The sequence below is a fragment of the Bradyrhizobium sp. B039 genome (genome assembly GCF_038965675.1).
GTDB classification, from domain to species: Bacteria; Pseudomonadota; Alphaproteobacteria; order Rhizobiales; family Xanthobacteraceae; genus Bradyrhizobium; species Bradyrhizobium diazoefficiens.
Map to the genome: position 1 here is coordinate 7,641,779 of NZ_CP152416.1, position 17,136 is coordinate 7,658,914.

At 58.7% G+C, this 17,136-nt stretch carries 10 protein-coding genes and 3 pseudogenes; 6 read left to right on the top strand and 7 right to left on the bottom strand.

The genetic code is table 11. The features are described 5' to 3' along the window. The first annotated feature begins 181 nt into the window (after positions 1-181). Both AAFG50_RS36145 and AAFG50_RS36150 read left to right on the top strand, forming a co-directional pair. Positions 182-1,510: a hypothetical protein gene (locus AAFG50_RS36145; RefSeq protein WP_011084682.1), complete on the top strand. Its 1,329-nt coding sequence runs from the start codon at positions 182-184 to the stop codon at positions 1,508-1,510. 684 nt (positions 1,511-2,194) lie between these two features. Next, positions 2,195-2,611, top strand: a complete 417-nt coding sequence (locus AAFG50_RS36150) for an SET domain-containing protein (protein ID WP_011084680.1) — start codon at positions 2,195-2,197, stop codon at positions 2,609-2,611. 738 nt (positions 2,612-3,349) lie between these two features. Here AAFG50_RS36150 and AAFG50_RS36155 read toward each other — a convergent pair. Further along, positions 3,350-4,132, bottom strand: a pseudogene (locus tag AAFG50_RS36155) (IS5-like element ISBj2 family transposase). A gap of 510 nt (positions 4,133-4,642) precedes the next feature. On the opposite strand from AAFG50_RS36155, the gene AAFG50_RS36160 reads away from it, so the two are divergent. Next, a complete protein-coding gene (locus AAFG50_RS36160; protein ID WP_224517533.1) occupies positions 4,643-6,301 on the top strand; it encodes an outer membrane beta-barrel protein in 1,659 nt (552 codons plus the stop codon). Positions 6,302-8,457: 2,156 nt separating this feature from the next. Here AAFG50_RS36160 and AAFG50_RS36165 read toward each other — a convergent pair. From AAFG50_RS36165 to AAFG50_RS36180, 4 genes and pseudogenes are all read right to left on the bottom strand, one after another. Beyond that, positions 8,458-9,033 carry a hypothetical protein gene (locus tag AAFG50_RS36165; protein ID WP_018648617.1) on the bottom strand — a complete coding sequence of 192 codons (576 nt, stop codon included), beginning with the start codon at positions 9,031-9,033 and terminating at the stop codon, positions 8,458-8,460. Positions 9,034-10,645: 1,612 nt separating this feature from the next. Next, positions 10,646-11,320, bottom strand: coding sequence for an IS66 family transposase (locus tag AAFG50_RS36170; RefSeq protein ID WP_259220786.1), 675 nt, complete (start codon positions 11,318-11,320; stop codon positions 10,646-10,648). Positions 11,321-11,373: 53 nt separating this feature from the next. After that, positions 11,374-11,625: pseudogene (gene tnpB / locus AAFG50_RS36175) on the bottom strand (IS66 family insertion sequence element accessory protein TnpB); the annotation flags it as partial. A 19-nt stretch (positions 11,626-11,644) separates the two neighbouring features. Beyond that, a complete protein-coding gene (locus AAFG50_RS36180) occupies positions 11,645-12,019 on the bottom strand; it encodes a transposase (RefSeq protein WP_011084671.1) in 375 nt (124 codons plus the stop codon). Positions 12,020-12,345: 326 nt separating this feature from the next. Here AAFG50_RS36180 and AAFG50_RS36185 point away from each other — a divergent pair, with 326 nt between their 5' ends. Continuing rightward, the gene (locus AAFG50_RS36185) at positions 12,346-13,692 is read left to right on the top strand and encodes a citrate-proton symporter (RefSeq protein ID WP_174719444.1); all 1,347 of its coding nucleotides are present in this window, start codon (positions 12,346-12,348) and stop codon (positions 13,690-13,692) included. A gap of 389 nt (positions 13,693-14,081) precedes the next feature. Here the strand turns inward: AAFG50_RS36185 and AAFG50_RS36190 are convergent, their stop codons facing one another. Continuing rightward, on the bottom strand, positions 14,082-14,288 hold the full coding sequence (locus tag AAFG50_RS36190) for a hypothetical protein (protein ID WP_011084669.1): 207 nt from the start codon (positions 14,286-14,288) through the stop codon (positions 14,082-14,084). 556 nt (positions 14,289-14,844) lie between these two features. Here AAFG50_RS36190 and AAFG50_RS36195 point away from each other — a divergent pair. After that, on the top strand, positions 14,845-15,384 hold the full coding sequence (locus AAFG50_RS36195) for a GNAT family N-acetyltransferase (protein WP_014498653.1): 540 nt from the start codon (positions 14,845-14,847) through the stop codon (positions 15,382-15,384). Between the two features lie 191 nt (positions 15,385-15,575). Further along, positions 15,576-16,372, top strand: a pseudogene (locus AAFG50_RS36200) (IS1380 family transposase); the annotation flags it as partial. 151 nt (positions 16,373-16,523) lie between these two features. Here the strand turns inward: AAFG50_RS36200 and AAFG50_RS36205 are convergent. Next, positions 16,524-16,949, bottom strand: a complete 426-nt coding sequence (locus tag AAFG50_RS36205; RefSeq protein ID WP_223153745.1) for a hypothetical protein — start codon at positions 16,947-16,949, stop codon at positions 16,524-16,526. Between the last annotated feature and the right edge of the window lie 187 nt (positions 16,950-17,136).

A 17,136-nucleotide genomic window follows, 5' to 3' on the forward strand; every position in this document is an offset into this window, starting at 1 on the left:
AAAACGATGCCGCCTGCTCGGCTTCGTCACCAGTCGCGATTGCGGCGAAATGACTGAGCTGAGATCGCACTCCGGTTAGTCTCTAAGCACGTCAGCTTGTCGACAGCTGATCCTAATAGAGTGAGACAGTGACACGATTGGATCGGCATTGCGAGCCGACTCAAACCACCGGAGAGTCGACATGGACCCTTTTAACCGCATCAACCCACTCGACCGTGACCACGCCGCGGCACCGCAACAGCAGCAAGCGGAGTTTGAGCCTTACTTGGATGAAGTGCCCCAGCTTGATACCTCGACAATCGCAGAGAATCCCGTTTTTCATGATCCCTACTACCCTCATCTGTCTGAAGAAGGCCTTAGACTGGCCCAGGCATTGGGACTTGAGCACCAGAGCACGGACCGTCCTCATCCCGAACACGCAGTCACCAGACGCGAGGACGCCGCTGCGCAGCATCGCGCGCCGCAGGGTGGGCCGGAGGAACTGACTGCGCAAGGTCACGATCAGGATCCGTGGCAAGAGCCGATACGCGAAGCGATCCTAGCATCGTCTCTCAACCGGCCAGCCCCGGGTGGTCTGGCACCGGATCCCGAAGAAGCCGTTCGTTACTTCAGCTGGAGCGGCGCCTACCGGCCGGCTGCAAACGAGCTAGCCTCGGTCGCTTCCAGCTCAGGTCACGAAGTCGTTGTGGATGAGGATTACACCGGCCAACCTACGAAGAGGCAGAGGACACTAAGCCTGGCGGAAGAAAATGCCACTGCGCGCCAGCGCACCGAGCCCGGCAATTCAACCGGTCGCGAGTTAATTGAAGACGCCGGCGCACCGCTTCTGGCCAGCAGCCGGTTCGTCCTTCCTGAGGAAGTCTACGATCAGGATCTGCTGTGGGCCATGGTGGATAACGCTCGCCCATCGTCATCTCTCGAACCAAACGAGGGTCATCACCAAGCCCTGGACTCAGAAGCGGCCGTTGGTCCGTTCAACGCGCAGCACGGCGACCAGCACGCGTCCGCTGCGCACGAGCGCAGCAACGTCCCGCCGAGCCAGGACAGCCGACCTACCAGTTTTATCGTTCACAATGACCGTTACACGGCGCTGTTCGTGCCTGCGGGGGCGATGAGGCGAAGCACCCCACTCAATCCGCCAGGCTCAACCATTCAATTCGGATCTCGACCGGAAAACGTTCTGCCGCCCAGCCTGCAGCCAACGGATCGAACCGCCCGATCGCTTTTTGGACGGTCGATTGAGCAAGCCGCTCCGGCGTCCTCCAGGGCTCAGAGGACGTACCCCGCGGCCCGCGAGATTTACGCTGCATCATTCTCCGTTCCCGAGACTTTTTTGCACGGCACCCAACCCGCGCCGGACACGATGCGGGCGAAACTCGGCCAGTGGGGCCTTCTGCCGGACGAAGCGCATCCGACAAAACAATACGACATTCATGGTGAGCGCTACACCGCCCTTTTCGGACCCGGAGGCTCCGATGACCTTCGGCTCATCCATCACCCACGAATGTAGACGCCGAGGGACATCTCAAACGCATGGAGCCCGTCCAGATAGTTCCGGAATTGGACTTGTTATTGGACCATAGCTTGCTCCGGCTGCTCCTGCGAGGTTGGCGCGGTTCTGGGCAGCACAGATGTCCGCTGCTCGCGTCGATGACTTGCCAGCATCATCGCTTAGCAACTCCTCGTTGGGCCGAACTTCTACCTCCGTTTTCTTGCTAACTACGGCGTGATCACGTTGATTGCCTCGAGGCGGTTGTGCAGCGAAATCGGCAGTCGAGTGCCGGCCTCCCGCGCACTTTGCCTGCAATATCTGCTCCACATCCACAGTTGCCTGGGCACGCACTGACGCATTCACCCGCGGGCGGCTCTTGAAGCTGCGATGAAGGGCTTGTCGGCGGCTTGCCGGGCCGCGAGAGCATCGAGCGCGCCGTCGCGCTGGTAACAGGTCATGATCGTGCGACACGAGCTCGCCGCTATAATCGACACGGATCTTTGCTCGGAATGCGACTGACTTGCAGCCCTCCCAGCTCACGGCCTTGTCGCTGGAGGCGATCCGCAGCAGGCGGCCCAATACGCCTGGAGAAGACATAAATTGTGATGGAGGCGCGGATAAACGAGCCTACCAATTCGTGCAGCAGATTTCGCAGCTCACGTCAGTTAGTTTGCTGGGTAGTAACTCCGGGAGACTTCTTCAATGCTGATCGTCGACACAATTTTGAAGCCAGACAGGTTTGGCGGTATTGGACTTTTCTCCGCGACTCGTTTGCCCAAAGGTTCGTTGATCTGGATTCACAACCCAATCGTTGACATCACGGTGACGCCTGAACAATACGAAGCCCTAGCTCCAACATTCCAAGCGCTACTTGATAAGCATGCCTATCCAAGAGACTACAAGGCTTACGATGGTGTTATCGAGTACAATGCTGACAATGCCCGCTTCATGAACCACAGCAGCCGCCCAAACACATACCAAGACGACCGCCGAGTTTTCACAGCCCGTGACGTACAACCCGGTGAAGAACTGACCTGCAATTACTTATTTTTCGATCCACGGTGTGACGTATCGTGGAATGAAGAACCATCCATGAATCTTGATGCCCCAACGGGCTAGGCGACGGTGGATTCAAGTTCGCGGTCTGACGACTTGATCCGTTGGCGAATTACGCCGGCAAGACTTTCGGCAACTCGTTGTGGCCATCGACCGACTCGGCCAATTTTCTAGCTGCCTTACCGAGCAAGAAGATTTGCGAGCGGAGCCTTGTTCGACAGACATCCCTTGGCGCGCAGAGCTCCTTGGCGCACCGTCGCGGGAGCGCTTTCGATGAGGTATCTCCTCGAGGCGGACTTCATTGCATCTCTAGAGCTTACCCAACGCCGGATCTCCGCGGATGTGCCCGTTCTCGCACTGACTTTTGAGTCTTGATCCTCGATATTTCCTGAGATGGCCCGGGCACCGATCCTGATATTACCTTTAGGATAGGCCGATTGTGCCGCTTGATGTCAGAGTAGCAGATGTGCTGTTACAAACGCACTTGATGAGGGCTTATCGCGGCTCGATCTTTGCGCCTCCGATTTAGCTTCGCGCAATGCAGAGAGCATCCGTCCCATCTGGTCACGATCCTACATACTGCCATATCAGGACCTGTTTAGATAAGAGATCAGCGACTATCGTGTGATCGATTTCGTCGGCCGAGGTCCATCCGATCTTGCCGATCAACTATCATTACGCGCTCAAGGATGCCGCGAGGGACGAAAGCCGCAAGACAATGGGCGCGTCGATCCTAAAGCGGTCCGAGCACGACTCCTAGCTTCCTGGCGTACTCACGCTCCCAAAAACTAGGGTCCAGACTCAATTGAGCCAATATGCGACGAGAGCGGCGAGATGAACAGCGGCCAAAAAATTACGGGCGAGCTTGTCATATCGCGTGGCGATGCGCCGGAAGTCCTTGAGCCTGCCAAAGCAGCGTTCGATGACATTTCGTCCTTTGTAGGCGCGTTTGTTGAAGCGATGGATGACGACACGGTTAGATTTATTGGGGATTACGGGCTTGGCGCCACGACGAATGATTGCGCCGCGAAGCTTGTCGCCATCATACCCTTTGTCGGCGAGGAGCACGCTCATGGGTGGCGCGAGCGCCAGGACATCGGGAGCCGCAGCGATATCGGCATCCTGGCCTGGAGTCAGATGCAGGACGACCGGCCGGCAGAGCGGATCGCTCAGCGCATGGATTTTTGTCGTGCGGCCTCCGCGCGAGCGGCCGATTGCTTGATTGTGCTCCCCCCTTTTCCGCCGGAGCCACACCGGTGAGCTTTAATCGAGGTCGAGTCGAGCGACAGTACGACGCCGTCTTCGCCAGGCTTGGCCAGCGCTTCGAAGATTGCGCACCATCGTCCTCGCTTGGCCCAGCGATTGAAGCGATTGTAGATCGTCGTGTAAGGGCCGTATTCACGTGGACAATCACGCCATCGTGCACCCGATTGCAGCATGTGAATGATGCCGCTGACGATGCGTCGGTCGTCGTCCCGATCCGGCCCCGTCAGTCCCCTCGGCAGATGCGGTTCGATACGCGCCCATTGCCTGTCGTTCAGCCAAAACAAACCAGCGCGCATTCTCTCGCCCCCGAATCAACACGTAGGCAAGAGAATCACGTGGCGCTATTTAGGTACAGACCCTAGTACGAGCTGAACTTGCAACGGCCGGCTGGTTGCCATCAGGCAGCTCGCGGAGTGAAAAGAACACTAGGCTTGAAATCTCACGGCTCATCCAAGCTGAACCAGCTTGTGCTCACCGGGCAGACCACAAAGTTCCGGCACATGCACGTGCCTTGGACGCTAGCTCCGCAATGCAGCGAACCTCGACACTCGTTCGTCCGCCTTCCACCCAATGTAGGGAAGTTGACGCGGCACGCTCTTAGTAAGCTCCTGCAGAACAAAGGAATTGCTCCGGCACGCGGCTTGCTACGTTGAGGACGTCATCACCAATCGTCGTGCGGTGATCTTCGGAGCGGCCCCGGCTCGTTATTGGGGGCCTGGTGCTCCGACGATTTGCCGTGCGGCGATACTTAGCGAGCGCGACTACAACTCGGGAAAGTTCAGGGCAATCTTTATGCGATCAAGAGTTCTCTTTTTGGGGGCTGCGACCATGGCGATCGCCACAACGGGTACATCTATGGCGAACCTCGGGCGAGAAGCCCTGCCACCGTCGGTGTGGAACTGGTCCGGAGGCTACATTGGCGGGCATGTAGGCGGCGGGTACGGTCGAACCTCTTTCACCAATCCGTTCGGCCCACCGATCTACGGCGACGTCGTCGATATTCCCTCCTTCGTCGCAGGTGGCCAAATCGGCTACAATTGGCAGAACAATAGTTGGGTGTACGGCCTCGAACTGGATGCCAGCGCAGCTGTCGCGAGCGGCTCAAACACCTGCCTCGCAGCCTCAGACTTGATTGTAAGCGCAAACTGCAACGCAGCTCCGAACCTCTTTGCGACCGGGACCGGTCGCATCGGTTACGCCTTCGGCTCGCTCGGGCAAACGCTTGCCTATCTCAAGGCAGGTGCAGCCTGGCAAAATAATCGAGGCGACATCGTCAACAACTTTGAAGGGGGCGACCTGCCACAGGAGAAAACCCATTTCGACTATGGCCAAGTTGGTGGCGTCATCGGGCTCGGTGTGGAGCAAGCCCTTACGCCTTCATGGTCGGTGAACGTCGAGTATGACTATCTGCATTTTGGCGGGCCGAGCGTCGCGACCGCTTCGACCGCGAAGTTATCTCCGTCTACGATTTTGCCGGCGAGCACGACCAGCCTGTCCAGCAACTATCACATTGGGAAAATTGGTCTGAACTACCACTTTGGTGCGGACCCAGAAGCCGCACCAAAGTCCGATTCGCCGCTGCATGCGAGATCAGCCGGCAGCGTACCACCCATTCCCTACACGTCCGGTTGGTCGTTCGAAGGGGGCTCGCGGCTCTGGCTGAGCCGGGGAAGATTCCAGTGGGATCAAAGCGCAGTCCCGTATGGCTGGCCTGAAGACCCCAGCATACTGATTTCCAGGCTCACTTATCATGCACTGGACGGACTTTCGGGGGAGGTATTCGGCCGTGTCGACAGTCCCTGGGGAGTGTTCTTGAAGAGTAGCCTTGGTATCGGGTTCTTCAACAAAGGGAAATCGAACGATGAAGATTGGCTGCCCCACGAGGGATACCCCTACCTAAATACTCGTTCAGGTGAGTCAAACGGGCGATTTGCATATTACACGGCCGACGCCGGTTACGATGTCCTGCGCAGTACGAACTACAAGATCGGCGGATTTATAGGCTGGGCCTATTACAGCCAGAGCTCAGACTCGAGGGGTTGCGTTCCGCTCACAAATCCGCAGGACTTTTGTCGTATCAAGCCGAGCGACGATAGGATCGTTGGCAGCCAAGATACTCAATGGAATGCGCCTCGAATCGGCTTGAGCGCCGAAACTATGCTGACCGAGCGCTGGCGCCTGAATGCGGACATCGCTTACCTGCCCTGGACCGACTTCAAGGGCCGCGATAATCATCTCTTGCGCAAAAAGACCACCTTTAGTGAGCAACACGGCAATGGTGGCGGCGGCGTCCAGGTTGAAGGCCTTCTGTCCTACTTTGTCACCAACAATATCAGCCTAGGCGTTGGAGGCCGCTATTGGGCCATGTGGACGAAAAAGGAAGCGGACTCCGCGGACTGCGGAAACGGCTGCGGCTCGCTAGGATTTGCGAACTACAGCATGGAACGGTGGGGTACGTTCTTCCAGGCGTCTTACAAGCTCAACTAAGGGCTTCACTGTTACGAGGCTCCAAACTGCAGATGCTTAGGGGCCGTTCTGAAGTTCGCTGATGGCCCCAGTCCTCGGCGCCCATTCGCCGCCGAGGACTATGTCGCGATCACGCCTGTACACCGGCTTGCTTCGATTGCAAACCGCCCGCATGGACAAGGCGAGCGCAACTCCGCTCGCGAACCGGAGCTCGTTTCTGGTGATAAGAGCTCGATCCGTTGACCCGGAATTCGCTCCAAAGCCGATTCCGCGTACCATTGCGAAGGCGCCGACCGACCGGGAAGCCGCGGCCGTTGTCTCATCGCGCGGCGGCCGGAGGCGGACGCAAAGTGCCTGGCGAAAGATCAACGGCTTATTCACCGAGGGGAGAGTTGAACGGCTGGCGGTCTGCAACGGACGAGCCGCTCACAGAGGAATTCAAGCCGTGGGTACACAGCGTCGGTGAGGTTCTGCGCGAGGATCCATCCAGCGCAACGACTCGGGCAGTATTGCTTGGCGAGCTACCCGCCCTTGCATCGCCACGCGAACTCACGCGGGTCATTTCCTTTCATGTAACAGCAGAAGATCACCAGATGGAATGCGAGCCGCGCGTCCTTGCCCCCGATCACCAGACGTGACCAAGGATTCCAGACCGTCCTGATTCCTACACTCCCCGCTATGGCCCGGTCGTCTGCCCCTGCTGGGACCTTCATGAGCAGCATCATCCGACATCAAATTCAGCTTACTGATCGTGTGAAGGGCGAGCGCAAGTTCAGTTTTTGCAATCTGCTCATCGTATTTGCCTGCACTTTGGTGCCACCCCCACGGGCAGATCCTCGGCGCTAGAAGTGAATGCGGCCCAATTGGCTGGGGGAGACTAAAGGCAATCGGCATTCGGCCACTTTTCCTCGCCAGCCAAACACGTAACCGGCGGCAGGGCGCCGAGCCCGTATGGAAGGCGCGCCCCCACGATTCCTAAATTCCGCAGCGGGATCTCTCCTGGGCAATCCTGACCGCGGCGAGCCCCAACATCACGTCGCCGGTGAACCCGAAATGGAGACGATAGAGCCACCAGATTGCGCAGCACCGGTCAAGATCGGACAAGGCTAGCCCGCGCCTAATTGCTGCGAGCATCCGCGCCATGGGCTTCATTCCGTGGATCATGTGGAAGCCTCGGCGTCTCGGGGCCGGCGCTCGCCATTCAATGACTTTCCGGGCGGTGGCGGCTCGCTGTCCGGCGCGTGCACCTGCAATAGATTGGGAGCTGAGATTGATGTTCGCCATGACGTTCTTTTCCGGTTTTTGAGGCTGGTTGCACACGCCTATGTGCATGCGATCTTGCGTGACTCTACGGTGGAGCTACTGCTTGCAGAACGCCCAGATTTGGTAGTGTTAAATTGACACGATTTCCTCGACAAATACGCTCACGCAATCCCACTGCTACGCAAAGCGACTGCGCCACTTGCGACGGTCCTTGCGGCTAGGCGATCTTTGCTGCCACCTCCTTGAGAATACCTTCGCGTCCGCCAAGACAATCCAGCCTCGCACTTGCAGGGCCTCCGCCGTTTCCAAGCAAGTGCTCAACGGGCACCGGTTTCTGCCCAATTTGCCGAACCCAGCCGACATCGAGCGCTGGCTTGCGGCCGAGCCCCGTTTGCCCTGGTAATTCTCGGTCACCTCGCGAAGCACCGCCCCGAGCAGTTCGGCCGCGGCACACCGTCGTGCAGCGCTCACGGGGATCCCTCAGACGCAAAGCAGCCGAGAAGACGATCATCCCGCGCACGGCTAACAGTGCGGCGCTGGCCGGTGATCCCGGGACCGGGGCGCGGCGGCGTGCCTTGGGCACTCCGCGACGCACCCCGGTTCTTCCGATCCCGCGCGCAATGGTGCAACCTCGGACTGGCCCACAGCCGGAGCTGTATCGGTCAAGCGCCAGCAACATCCTCGAGTGAAGCAACACGGCGACAATATTGCCGGCCGGATGACAGGTCGGCACCACGCAGACGAATGGCCAGGATGACCGTGCATCTCGAGCGCTGCCAGCGGGCCCGATGATGCGTACCCGCTGGCGGCTCGAACAATCCACTGCTAAGCGATGAACCGTCTATCCAGGTAAGGACAACCAAAGTGACCGCACGACTCAGACCCAGCGCGATCGGCTCACCGTCAAGTTGGTCTCATACCCGCGTAAGCTTAACGAATCCTCCTTCGGCTAGTTCGGCTTTGTAGGCCCGTCCGTTAAGATGGATGGTCGTGGGGCTATTGGCGGTCGGCATGAAACCTTCTTCGCGCAGCTTGTCTATGAGGGCAGGTGTGGCCCATTGCTGTGGTAGCGGCCTTCCATAGCGTCGGTTCTCCGCGAAGAAGGCTCCGAAGTCCGGTACCCCCGCCCGGCCGGCCCCAAGCACTTGGTCTTCCGCAGGGTTATGAACAAGAAGAACGCGATTACACTCATCCAAACCGGCCGTGTAGCGGTGACCCTGGATTTCATAGGTCATTGTCGGCTGGTCCGAGTCTGGCAAGAGACCCCGGTGGAACAGCCTATCGACCATCGAGTCAGGGGCGATTTGCGAACCGTGTAAAAATCTCTGGGGAGCGGCGAAGGAGACATCTACCGCTTCCTCAGGTGCGGCAGACGATGATGGTCCAGCTTCATTCATGATCTCGCTGAACAAATCATGATCTTCCTGTGTCCAGACGTGCGCTGTCGGTGATTCTGGTGAACGGGCATTATCGATCGGGCTTGGAGCCATAAAGCCCTCCTTTTTGTTAAGAGACCAAAGGCCTCTAGAATATCTCCCAGAGGGAATGAGCTGAAGTTCGTCACGAATTCCGGCATGGGCAGCTTCGTCATCAAGAGGCCAAGTTCGAGTGTTAGAGAGGCTGGCTTTCGAGAAGCTGACAAAGGTCGAAGAAGAAAGACAAACTCGCGGCTGCATCTACCACGTCTGATGCGATCATCTCCGATCCTGAACTCATTCCACCTCAACTCGCGGTCGGCGCGCAGCTCTGCGTCCTGCATCGTTTCATCTGACGGAAAGCTCGTTAGGAGGTCAGGCGACGCTGACCGCAGCCAGCCCCAGTCCCATACCGAACATGTGCATTTCGATCTCTGTCCGCGACCAGTTGTTCTGGCCTGCACTTGAGCCTATGCTTGGTCCGATAAGCAGAATGACCGCGATAGCCGGGCCAACGCGAGAACAGACGAGAGCGCGATCTGAGAGTCCGGCAAGAGCGGAGCGATCTGTTCACCTGATTAAATGAAGAAAGAAATCGCTCAGACGCAAAGCAGCCCAGACGATCATCCCGCGCACGGCTAAAGGTGCGGCGCTGGCCGATGATCTCGGGACTGCGGCTGCCGCTGCGTTTAATGCGCACTCCGCGATGTCCCCAGTGCGTCCGATCCTGCGCGCCATGATGCAACGTCGGACAGGCCGTCAGCCGGAGCTACATCGGCCAAGCTGAGATTTTCATCGTCAGATGAGGCAATACGATCCGCCAACTTTATCCGGCTGCTATTGATGCTACGCGTCATGCAGATGGCGCTCGCGCCTTGTTGTTGGAAAAGAGGATTCACTCGTGTCCTGATTAAGACAAATCGTTGTAATTGTTGGCGAAGCCGCCGCTGAAATGGCCGTCTTCCTCTAAGCGTCCGCTGGCGAAGAAGCGTAGCCGTTTCTTGCTTGCCCGCCCGGGCACACAAACGCTAGCTTCTGCGTGTGGCGCTATCGATTAGCCTTAGCAGCTCTCCACATGGTTGACCAAGATGGGCGACTCTGAAGCTCGCGCTCACCTAACGACTTGAGATCGGCATTCGTCGGTGTTGCGGCCGAACAGCTGGGCCTTCTCACGTCCTGGACGACGCGCTCGCTCGGGCGATAGCCAAGATGCAAGCGAGCGGCGCGGAACGCATGACGGCCTCGGTCCTGATGGTCGCCAGACCCAAGCGGCTCGGGGGAAAGCGGTTTGCCCGTCCGCTGGCGATCCGGCCGCGACGGAAAGTGGAGCACTGGTGAATGGTGATCTTGCTCGCGCGCAAGAGACCGCCTCGGGCGCGTTGATTGGCAGCATCGTCTAGGCGATGACGCAGCCCCGACTGGCTGTTTAAGGAGCGGACGCAACGCGTGACGCTGAGGTGGCTCGCGTCCTCGTCGATCATGTTCGGCGCCAGCCAGTCTTGTCGCAAACCCGCCACAGCAACGTAATGTCTGCGGCGCCCGACAACTGCACCAGGTTCTCATATTTCTCTTACCGTAAGCGACGTTCGCGTCCCACTCGCAAAGGTTTGGCGTGGGGATTGCAGTCTGTTGATCAACGTGTTTGCAAATCGCTGGCGGGGGGTATGGAGGCGGCAACGACGGAGAATTACGAGGTGCGGCCGAACGACCAGGGCAGGAGCTCGTCGATCCGGGACTGCGGGTGACCGGTTGCGATCGCTTTGAGCGTCGCTTTCATCCAGACGTAGGGCTCCACGCTGTTGATTTTGCAGGTGGCGATGAGCGAAGCTATGCGCGCCCATGAACGACCACCTTCGTCGTGACCAGCAAATGAACTATTTTTACGCGTCAGAGTCAGCGGCCTGATTTGATTTTCGACGGGATTGGTGTCCATCTCAACGCAACCATCGTCGAGAAACAAGGTGAGGCCATCCCAATGGTTCAGGAGATAGGCGATCGCCTTGCCCATCTCGCTGCCCGGCGACAGGCGAGCGGCTTGCTCGCGCAGAAACCTCTCGAGTTCAGCGACGAGCGGCCGTGATCGCTCGTTACGGGTCGTTTGCCGAGCCGGGGCGTCGGCGCCACGGATCTCCTTCTCGATCGCATAGAGTGCGGCGATGCGCGCGAGAACGGCTTCGGCGATGGGTGAGCCGGCTTTCGGAGTCGCTGCGATGATCTTGCGCCTTGAGTGGGACCAACATGCGGCCAGCCGCAGCGGCACGCCGCCTTTGCGCTTGGGCCGTGCGAGCCGATGATAGCCCTGGTATCCGTCGACCTGAAGGATGCCGTCGAAGCCCTCGAGGATGCGCTCAGCAGCTTCCAGTTCAGCCCTTCAAACAGCGCTTCGAACTGCACGCGCGTCAGATGCATGACGCCGTCGCTGATCTGCGGCCACTCGAAACGACCATCGCGGCCAAGGCGCTTGTAGACCAAAACGAGGCCCGTGCCGTCCCATAGCAAAATCTTCAGCCGGTCGGCGCGCTTCGAACGAAAAACCACGATCAGGCCCGAATGCGGATCGAGCCCAAGCGTGTTTTGCACAAGACCGGCCAGCGCGTCGTGCCCGCACCGGAAGTCAACAGGACGCACAGCAAGCACAATCCGCAGTCCCTGCGCCGGAATGATCATGCGCCGCGCTCGATCGCAGTCACGATCTCCGCGATCCGCACCGCCGACACGTCCGCATCCAGGCGGACCGAAACCTTGCCAATCGTAATCTCGACGGGCCCTCGCTCTTGCCTGACGCCACTGGATCGCTCAGCTCGATCGACACGAAATCCGCCGCGTCGTCCGTGACCAATGCGAGCCGGCCAGCACGCGCCAATCTGCGCCACGTCGTCAACTGCTGGGCCTTCACACCATAACGCCGTGCGACATCACATACCCGGGCGTCGGGCTTCATGCTCTCGAAAACAGCGCGCCCCTTGATCTCCGCAGACCATAACCGGCATCCAGAACGCGTCCGGCGCGTAAGCTTCCCCACAAAGCCATCAGCTTCGGCTTCCTCCCCCGATTGTTCCATCGCCTTCAGTCTCCTCTCGGCTCTCTGACAAGCCAAGGATCGCAGAGCGAAAGCCGAAGCGAAACCAGTCAATCAAATGGGAGAAAAGCTCCGCTTACCTCTTACCGGCCAGGCCTGGGATCAGACCAGAAGTCAAATCGGCCCAGAAAGGCAGGCATTCTTATTGCAGACGTTACCGTGAGGTTTGTAGCGACGCGCTTCAGGCTACATGTGGACAGGCGCAATGGCCGTGAAGGACGAGTTCGGGCAAGCGGACTGCAACTTTGCGCGACCGGTGTCTGGTGGAAATGTTCGGGCCAGGGTTCGCGCTCCAGATCAGGTTGAGGATGGCGAGGCAATTAACTCGAGAGAGGCTGGAGCCGGTCCCCAGTCCGGCAGACGAAGGCTTAACGCGCCGGGCGGTGTTGGGCGCCACCATCGGCAATATGCTCGAATTCTACGACTTCGGCACCTATAGCTTTTTCGCAATACAGATCGGTCAGGCGTTCTTCCCGGCAACCGACCAGTTCGCCAGCCTCATGCTGTCACTCGGAACCTTCGGCGCGGGTTTTGTGACCAGGCCAATCGGGTCCATCGTGCTCGGCTCCTATTCGGATCGGGTTGGCCGCCGGCCTGCCATGACCGCCAGCTTTGCTATGATGAGCGTCGCGGTCCTATTATTGGCCATTACGCCATCGTACGAGACAATAGGATTTGCCGCTCCGTTGCTAGCCATCTTCGCACGCTTGCTGCAGGGCTTTGCTCTCGGAGGCGAAGTCGGTCCAACGACAGCCTACTTGATGGAAGCGGCACCAGCCAAAGCCCGCGGTCTTGCTGTCTCCTTTCAGCCCGCGAGCCAACAGGTCGCTGCGACGGCTGGAGCGTTGGTTGGAGAAATACTCTCGCTCACCATGACAAGTGAGGCGCTCAATGCATACGGATGGCGGATCGCGCTGTTGCTCGGCGCCGTTACTTTGCCGTTCGGACTTTGGCTGCGGAGCGTCCTACCCGAAACGTTTCTCCGCCCGGAGGCGCCGGTTCTGGTCACCCGGCCTGTAAGGCGATCGCCCGCCGCTCGCCGCATCATGAGCTTGGGATTCGTCATCTTGGCCAGCTGCACGATCACTACTTACGTTACGGGATATATGACCACCTACGCCTTGAACACCCTCCACGTATCCGCGCCTCTCGCCTTCGGCGCCACGCTCATCAGCAATATGGCAGGCATTGCTGCGGCGCTGTTGGGCGGCCTGCTCGCCGACCGCGCAGGCCGCCGGCGCATCATGATATGGCCGCAGGCAGCTGCGTTGCTGATGATCTATCCGGTATTCTTGTGGATTGCAGAGAGCCGCAGCGCCTTCGCACTTTTAGGAGGCCTCGGCACGCTCACCCTTATCGGAACGGTTCCGTATAGCGCCTTCTACGTAAGCATGGCCGAGAGTTTGCCCAGGAACATTCGTGGTGGCGCCTTCGGGACGACTTACGCTTTTGCCATAGGCATTTTCGGAGGCACAGCTCAACTGGTCGTCACATGGCTGATCTACTTGACCGGGAGCGCACTCGCGCCCGCCTGGTACATGCTTTTCGCGAGCGCGGCCGGGCTCTTTGCCATGGTGATGATGCCGGAGACGGCGCCACTCAATTTCGAGCGAAACCATAGACGAACATCTGTAACGGCACGATCGCCGCCCTAGTAGCTTAGCCGAACAGGTAAGGATGACATCTGTGACGTCCGAAATGCGAACATCGAGCAGGAGCACGGTATGGGGCTAGCCCGAACAGCAATCTATCCTGAAAACTGGCGCAGCTTGACATCGTGAAGGAGTTCCGGCCGTAACGGCAGCGTCGCGGTCTGAAACGGCTTTCTCCGTTTACCCAACGTTCGCCGATGCTGCAGTTGAGCGATCGGGCTGCCGTCACCCGCCGGCTGGAGTGAGCAATGACTCTGATCATCTTTAGAGAACAAGAAGGCGCGGCTCGCACCATCCGCCAGCGTAAACGAACGGCATAAGGATGCGGCCGCTGACGGAGCAGCGGCCGCACGAGGCTCGATCCTCATTCTCTGCTTGATTGTTTTCCGTCGTCAGTGCAGCACGCACGCGGGATCGGTCAAGCAAAAAAACAGATCGCAGATACCATTCAATGGGTCATCGGCGCACTGAGGATACGATGTATCGGCTACCTGCACGCTGGAGGTGAGCGGTTGCGCGGCAACTTCTGCAGCAAATGGAGGTACCGCCGCGGTCGCAAGTGCGAGGGCGCTCGCCGTCACCAAAACTGACTTCTTCATTGGGAGATCGCTTCCCTAGGTTAGCCCCAGCCGTGGTGACGGTCTATATGACGACGCTACAATCGGTAAAATTGATTTTCTTGATCAGATCTATCGACCGAATGGATAAGTTCGGCCATCACCGCATCGCTCCGTCTACCCGCTCGGAACCTGTAGACCTACTTATGATCGGATGCTCGTCGCACCTCCGTCGATGCATTTCTCGGAGCACCCGACTAGGGTCTGTTTGGATTCAGGATTGAACTTCCCAGCCGGAACGATTCAAACTCAATCCGCTGCAGAAATGCCGGGGCCAAACACCTAGTTTTCCGTTAATTTCTCGGCGTCAGCTTACGGACAGCTAAGCTGCTTATCTGCGGAGTCAGGTCTAACGACCTGAAACACAATGCAACCGGCATAGGAGTGTGGTCGTCATGGACGATCGAGTTAACAATATGTCGCATGTTCCATCCTACGATGAGTATCATTACGCTAGCCCGTCTTATTCGTAAAGGACCGGCTCATGCGTCGGCTTTGTCAGCTTTCTGTCAGCTCGTCCAAATAGTAGCTCGTTGTGATGAGAACCAATTACAACAACTGGCCCTCCGACGGGCAAAGTGTGGACCAGCAGCGCGATGCGCTGGCCGGCACTTCTGGCGCAGATGGTGCTGCTTTTACGGCCGCTTTAGCTGCTGGACCAGCGTCTTCCGCTTTTGACAAGAGGACAGGTGTGTCAGTCCGCCTACACAGAGTAAGTAGCAATATTGGCAACGCCCAAAGTGTTTCTTTGTTTACTGATGCCAATGAACGCAATAAGGTGGGAGCGATGACCGTGGCGCCGGGGCGCAACAGTTTGCGAATTCTCAGCATAGAAAATCTCGGCCGGTCGAGGTACAAAGGGGTCGGGACGGCTATGATTGAAGTCGCCGATCATACTAGGCAGTCCGCGGGCCTTTCCAAGCTATCCCTTCTCTCTCAAGATGAAGGAGCTTCAGCATTTTTCTACAAGAAGGGATTCCGGTTTGCGGACGAGGGCAAGAATGCGGAAATGCGGACTGTCATTTCCAATCCACGATACGTCTCAGATGAAATTCTTATGGGCGAGATGGAGCGCTAGCCCGTCTTATTCGTAAGAGTGCGCCTGAGGGCTGGCGAGCGTGGTGTAAAGCGCTGATGCGGCGTAGGATTCGGTTGCGAAGCCACCCCATCACCTTAAACCACGCCCGCCATGACCGATGATACGATTCTGCCATCCTCGTTTCCAGCCGTTCACGCCAAGAAAGTCACAGCTGCCTTCGATGGCGGTCGATCCACGTCTACGACACGGATAAGAGCCGGCCCGTGGCCGTCGTGCTGCGGCCCGGCAAGACGCCGGGCGGCGTCGAGGTGCGTGCCCATCTGCGCCGCCTGGTACGGCATATCCGCACGCGATGGCACAACACGCAAATTACGTTCCGTGGCGACGGGCACTATGCCCGGCCGGAGGCAATGGCGTGGTGCGAGACCAACGGCATCGACTACATCTTCGGTCTGTCCGGCACCAAGCCTCTCGCCAGAAAAGTCGACGAGGTCGCCGACGACATCCGCACCCGACGCGCCATCGAGAACCTGCCGGTTCTGCGTGGCTATACCGAGACCCGCCACAAGGCAAAGTCCTGGGATCGCGAACGGCGCACTGTCGCCCGTATTGAGGCGGCGATGCTCGGCCTCGACATCCGTTTCGTCGTCACCAGCCTCGATGTCGGCTCGGCCGAGTGGATCTACGACAGCCTGTATTGCGCGCGCGGCCAAGCCGAGAATCTGACAAGCTGCATAAGTCACAGCTCGCCTCCGACCGCACCAGCTGCCGTTCGGCGCTCGCCAACCAGGTCCGTCTCGTGCTCCATACGGCCGCTTATTGGCTGATGCTGACCGTGCGCGAGGCCATTCCCAAAGTCCGGGAATTGGCCGCTGCCGAGTTCGCGACGCTGCGTCTTCGGCTCTTGAAAATCGCTGCCCGTGTGGTCGAGACCACGAGCCGCATTCGCCTTGCGTTCGCCGCGGCCTGTCCGGAAGCCGACCTGATCCGCTGCTTGCCAGGTGCGCTGCTGCCGCTCGGTCCTTGACCGGCGGGGCGTCCGCCCCCCGTTCGCCCAACCTATACCTCAAGCGCGTTGCAAAGTACGGGTCGTCAGGCGGTGAAAAGCCGAAGGCAATCCTGTGCGCCTCGTCAGACAAGATGTTCGGCCGCATCAATCGGGCCCCAAAGCCGCACTCTCACGAATAGGACGGGCTAGCATTGTTAGGAGGTTTGTGCATGTGCACATGATGCGCGCCGACTCGAACGACGGCCAGGCGCGGAGACGTGACCATAGGAGACGTCCGTGAAATCTTGGACGGACTTCGCTGCAGGCTCTCCGATTGATCGATATCGTACAGATTCGTCGCACTCTCAGGATTGCTGGCTTCTTCAAGAATGCAGGAGCTTTGAATGAAGGATGGGGAATGCCATGGGTGTGCTGGTTTCCGCTCGATCTCGCCCACCGTTCCGATTTGGTGTCGCCCGCCATGCCCAATCGCTTTTCTTAGCTGCGGCTGAAGTTCGTGCATGGTTTCCTCGGCGCGCCCGGTGCTGCTGCTTCTTCCTCGCACGTGCGTCAGGCATTTCCTGGCATTGGACGGGGTCTTCTCGGCATAACGCATTGCAAGCTCGTCAGGCTCCAAGCTCTTCTCAGGCAATTGCAGACGCGACAACCACAAGCAGTTCTGCCCGCAGCAGCCCATTACCCTTGCCGTCCCACCAAGCCTGGTAGGTGCGATCACGGGTCGTTTCGGGGATGATCCGACGCGAGTAAAGGTGCAACAACGGCTACAGCTATCAACTAGGAAA

Coding starts and splice junctions, on each gene's coding strand:
- AAFG50_RS36145 (WP_011084682.1), top strand. CDS start 182: ATGGACCCTTTTAACCGCATCAACCCACTCGACCGTGACCACGCCGCG.
- AAFG50_RS36165 (WP_018648617.1), bottom strand. CDS start 9,033: ATGGCTCCAAGCCCGATCGATAATGCCCGTTCACCAGAATCACCGACA.
- AAFG50_RS36190 (WP_011084669.1), bottom strand. CDS start 14,288: ATGAAGAAGTCAGTTTTGGTGACGGCGAGCGCCCTCGCACTTGCGACC.
- AAFG50_RS36205 (WP_223153745.1), bottom strand. CDS start 16,949: ATGCGTTATGCCGAGAAGACCCCGTCCAATGCCAGGAAATGCCTGACG.
- AAFG50_RS36195 (WP_014498653.1), top strand. CDS start 14,845: ATGAGAACCAATTACAACAACTGGCCCTCCGACGGGCAAAGTGTGGAC.
- AAFG50_RS36185 (WP_174719444.1), top strand. CDS start 12,346: ATGGCGAGGCAATTAACTCGAGAGAGGCTGGAGCCGGTCCCCAGTCCG.
- AAFG50_RS36160 (WP_224517533.1), top strand. CDS start 4,643: ATGGCGATCGCCACAACGGGTACATCTATGGCGAACCTCGGGCGAGAA.
- AAFG50_RS36180 (WP_011084671.1), bottom strand. CDS start 12,019: ATGGAACAATCGGGGGAGGAAGCCGAAGCTGATGGCTTTGTGGGGAAG.
- AAFG50_RS36150 (WP_011084680.1), top strand. CDS start 2,195: ATGCTGATCGTCGACACAATTTTGAAGCCAGACAGGTTTGGCGGTATT.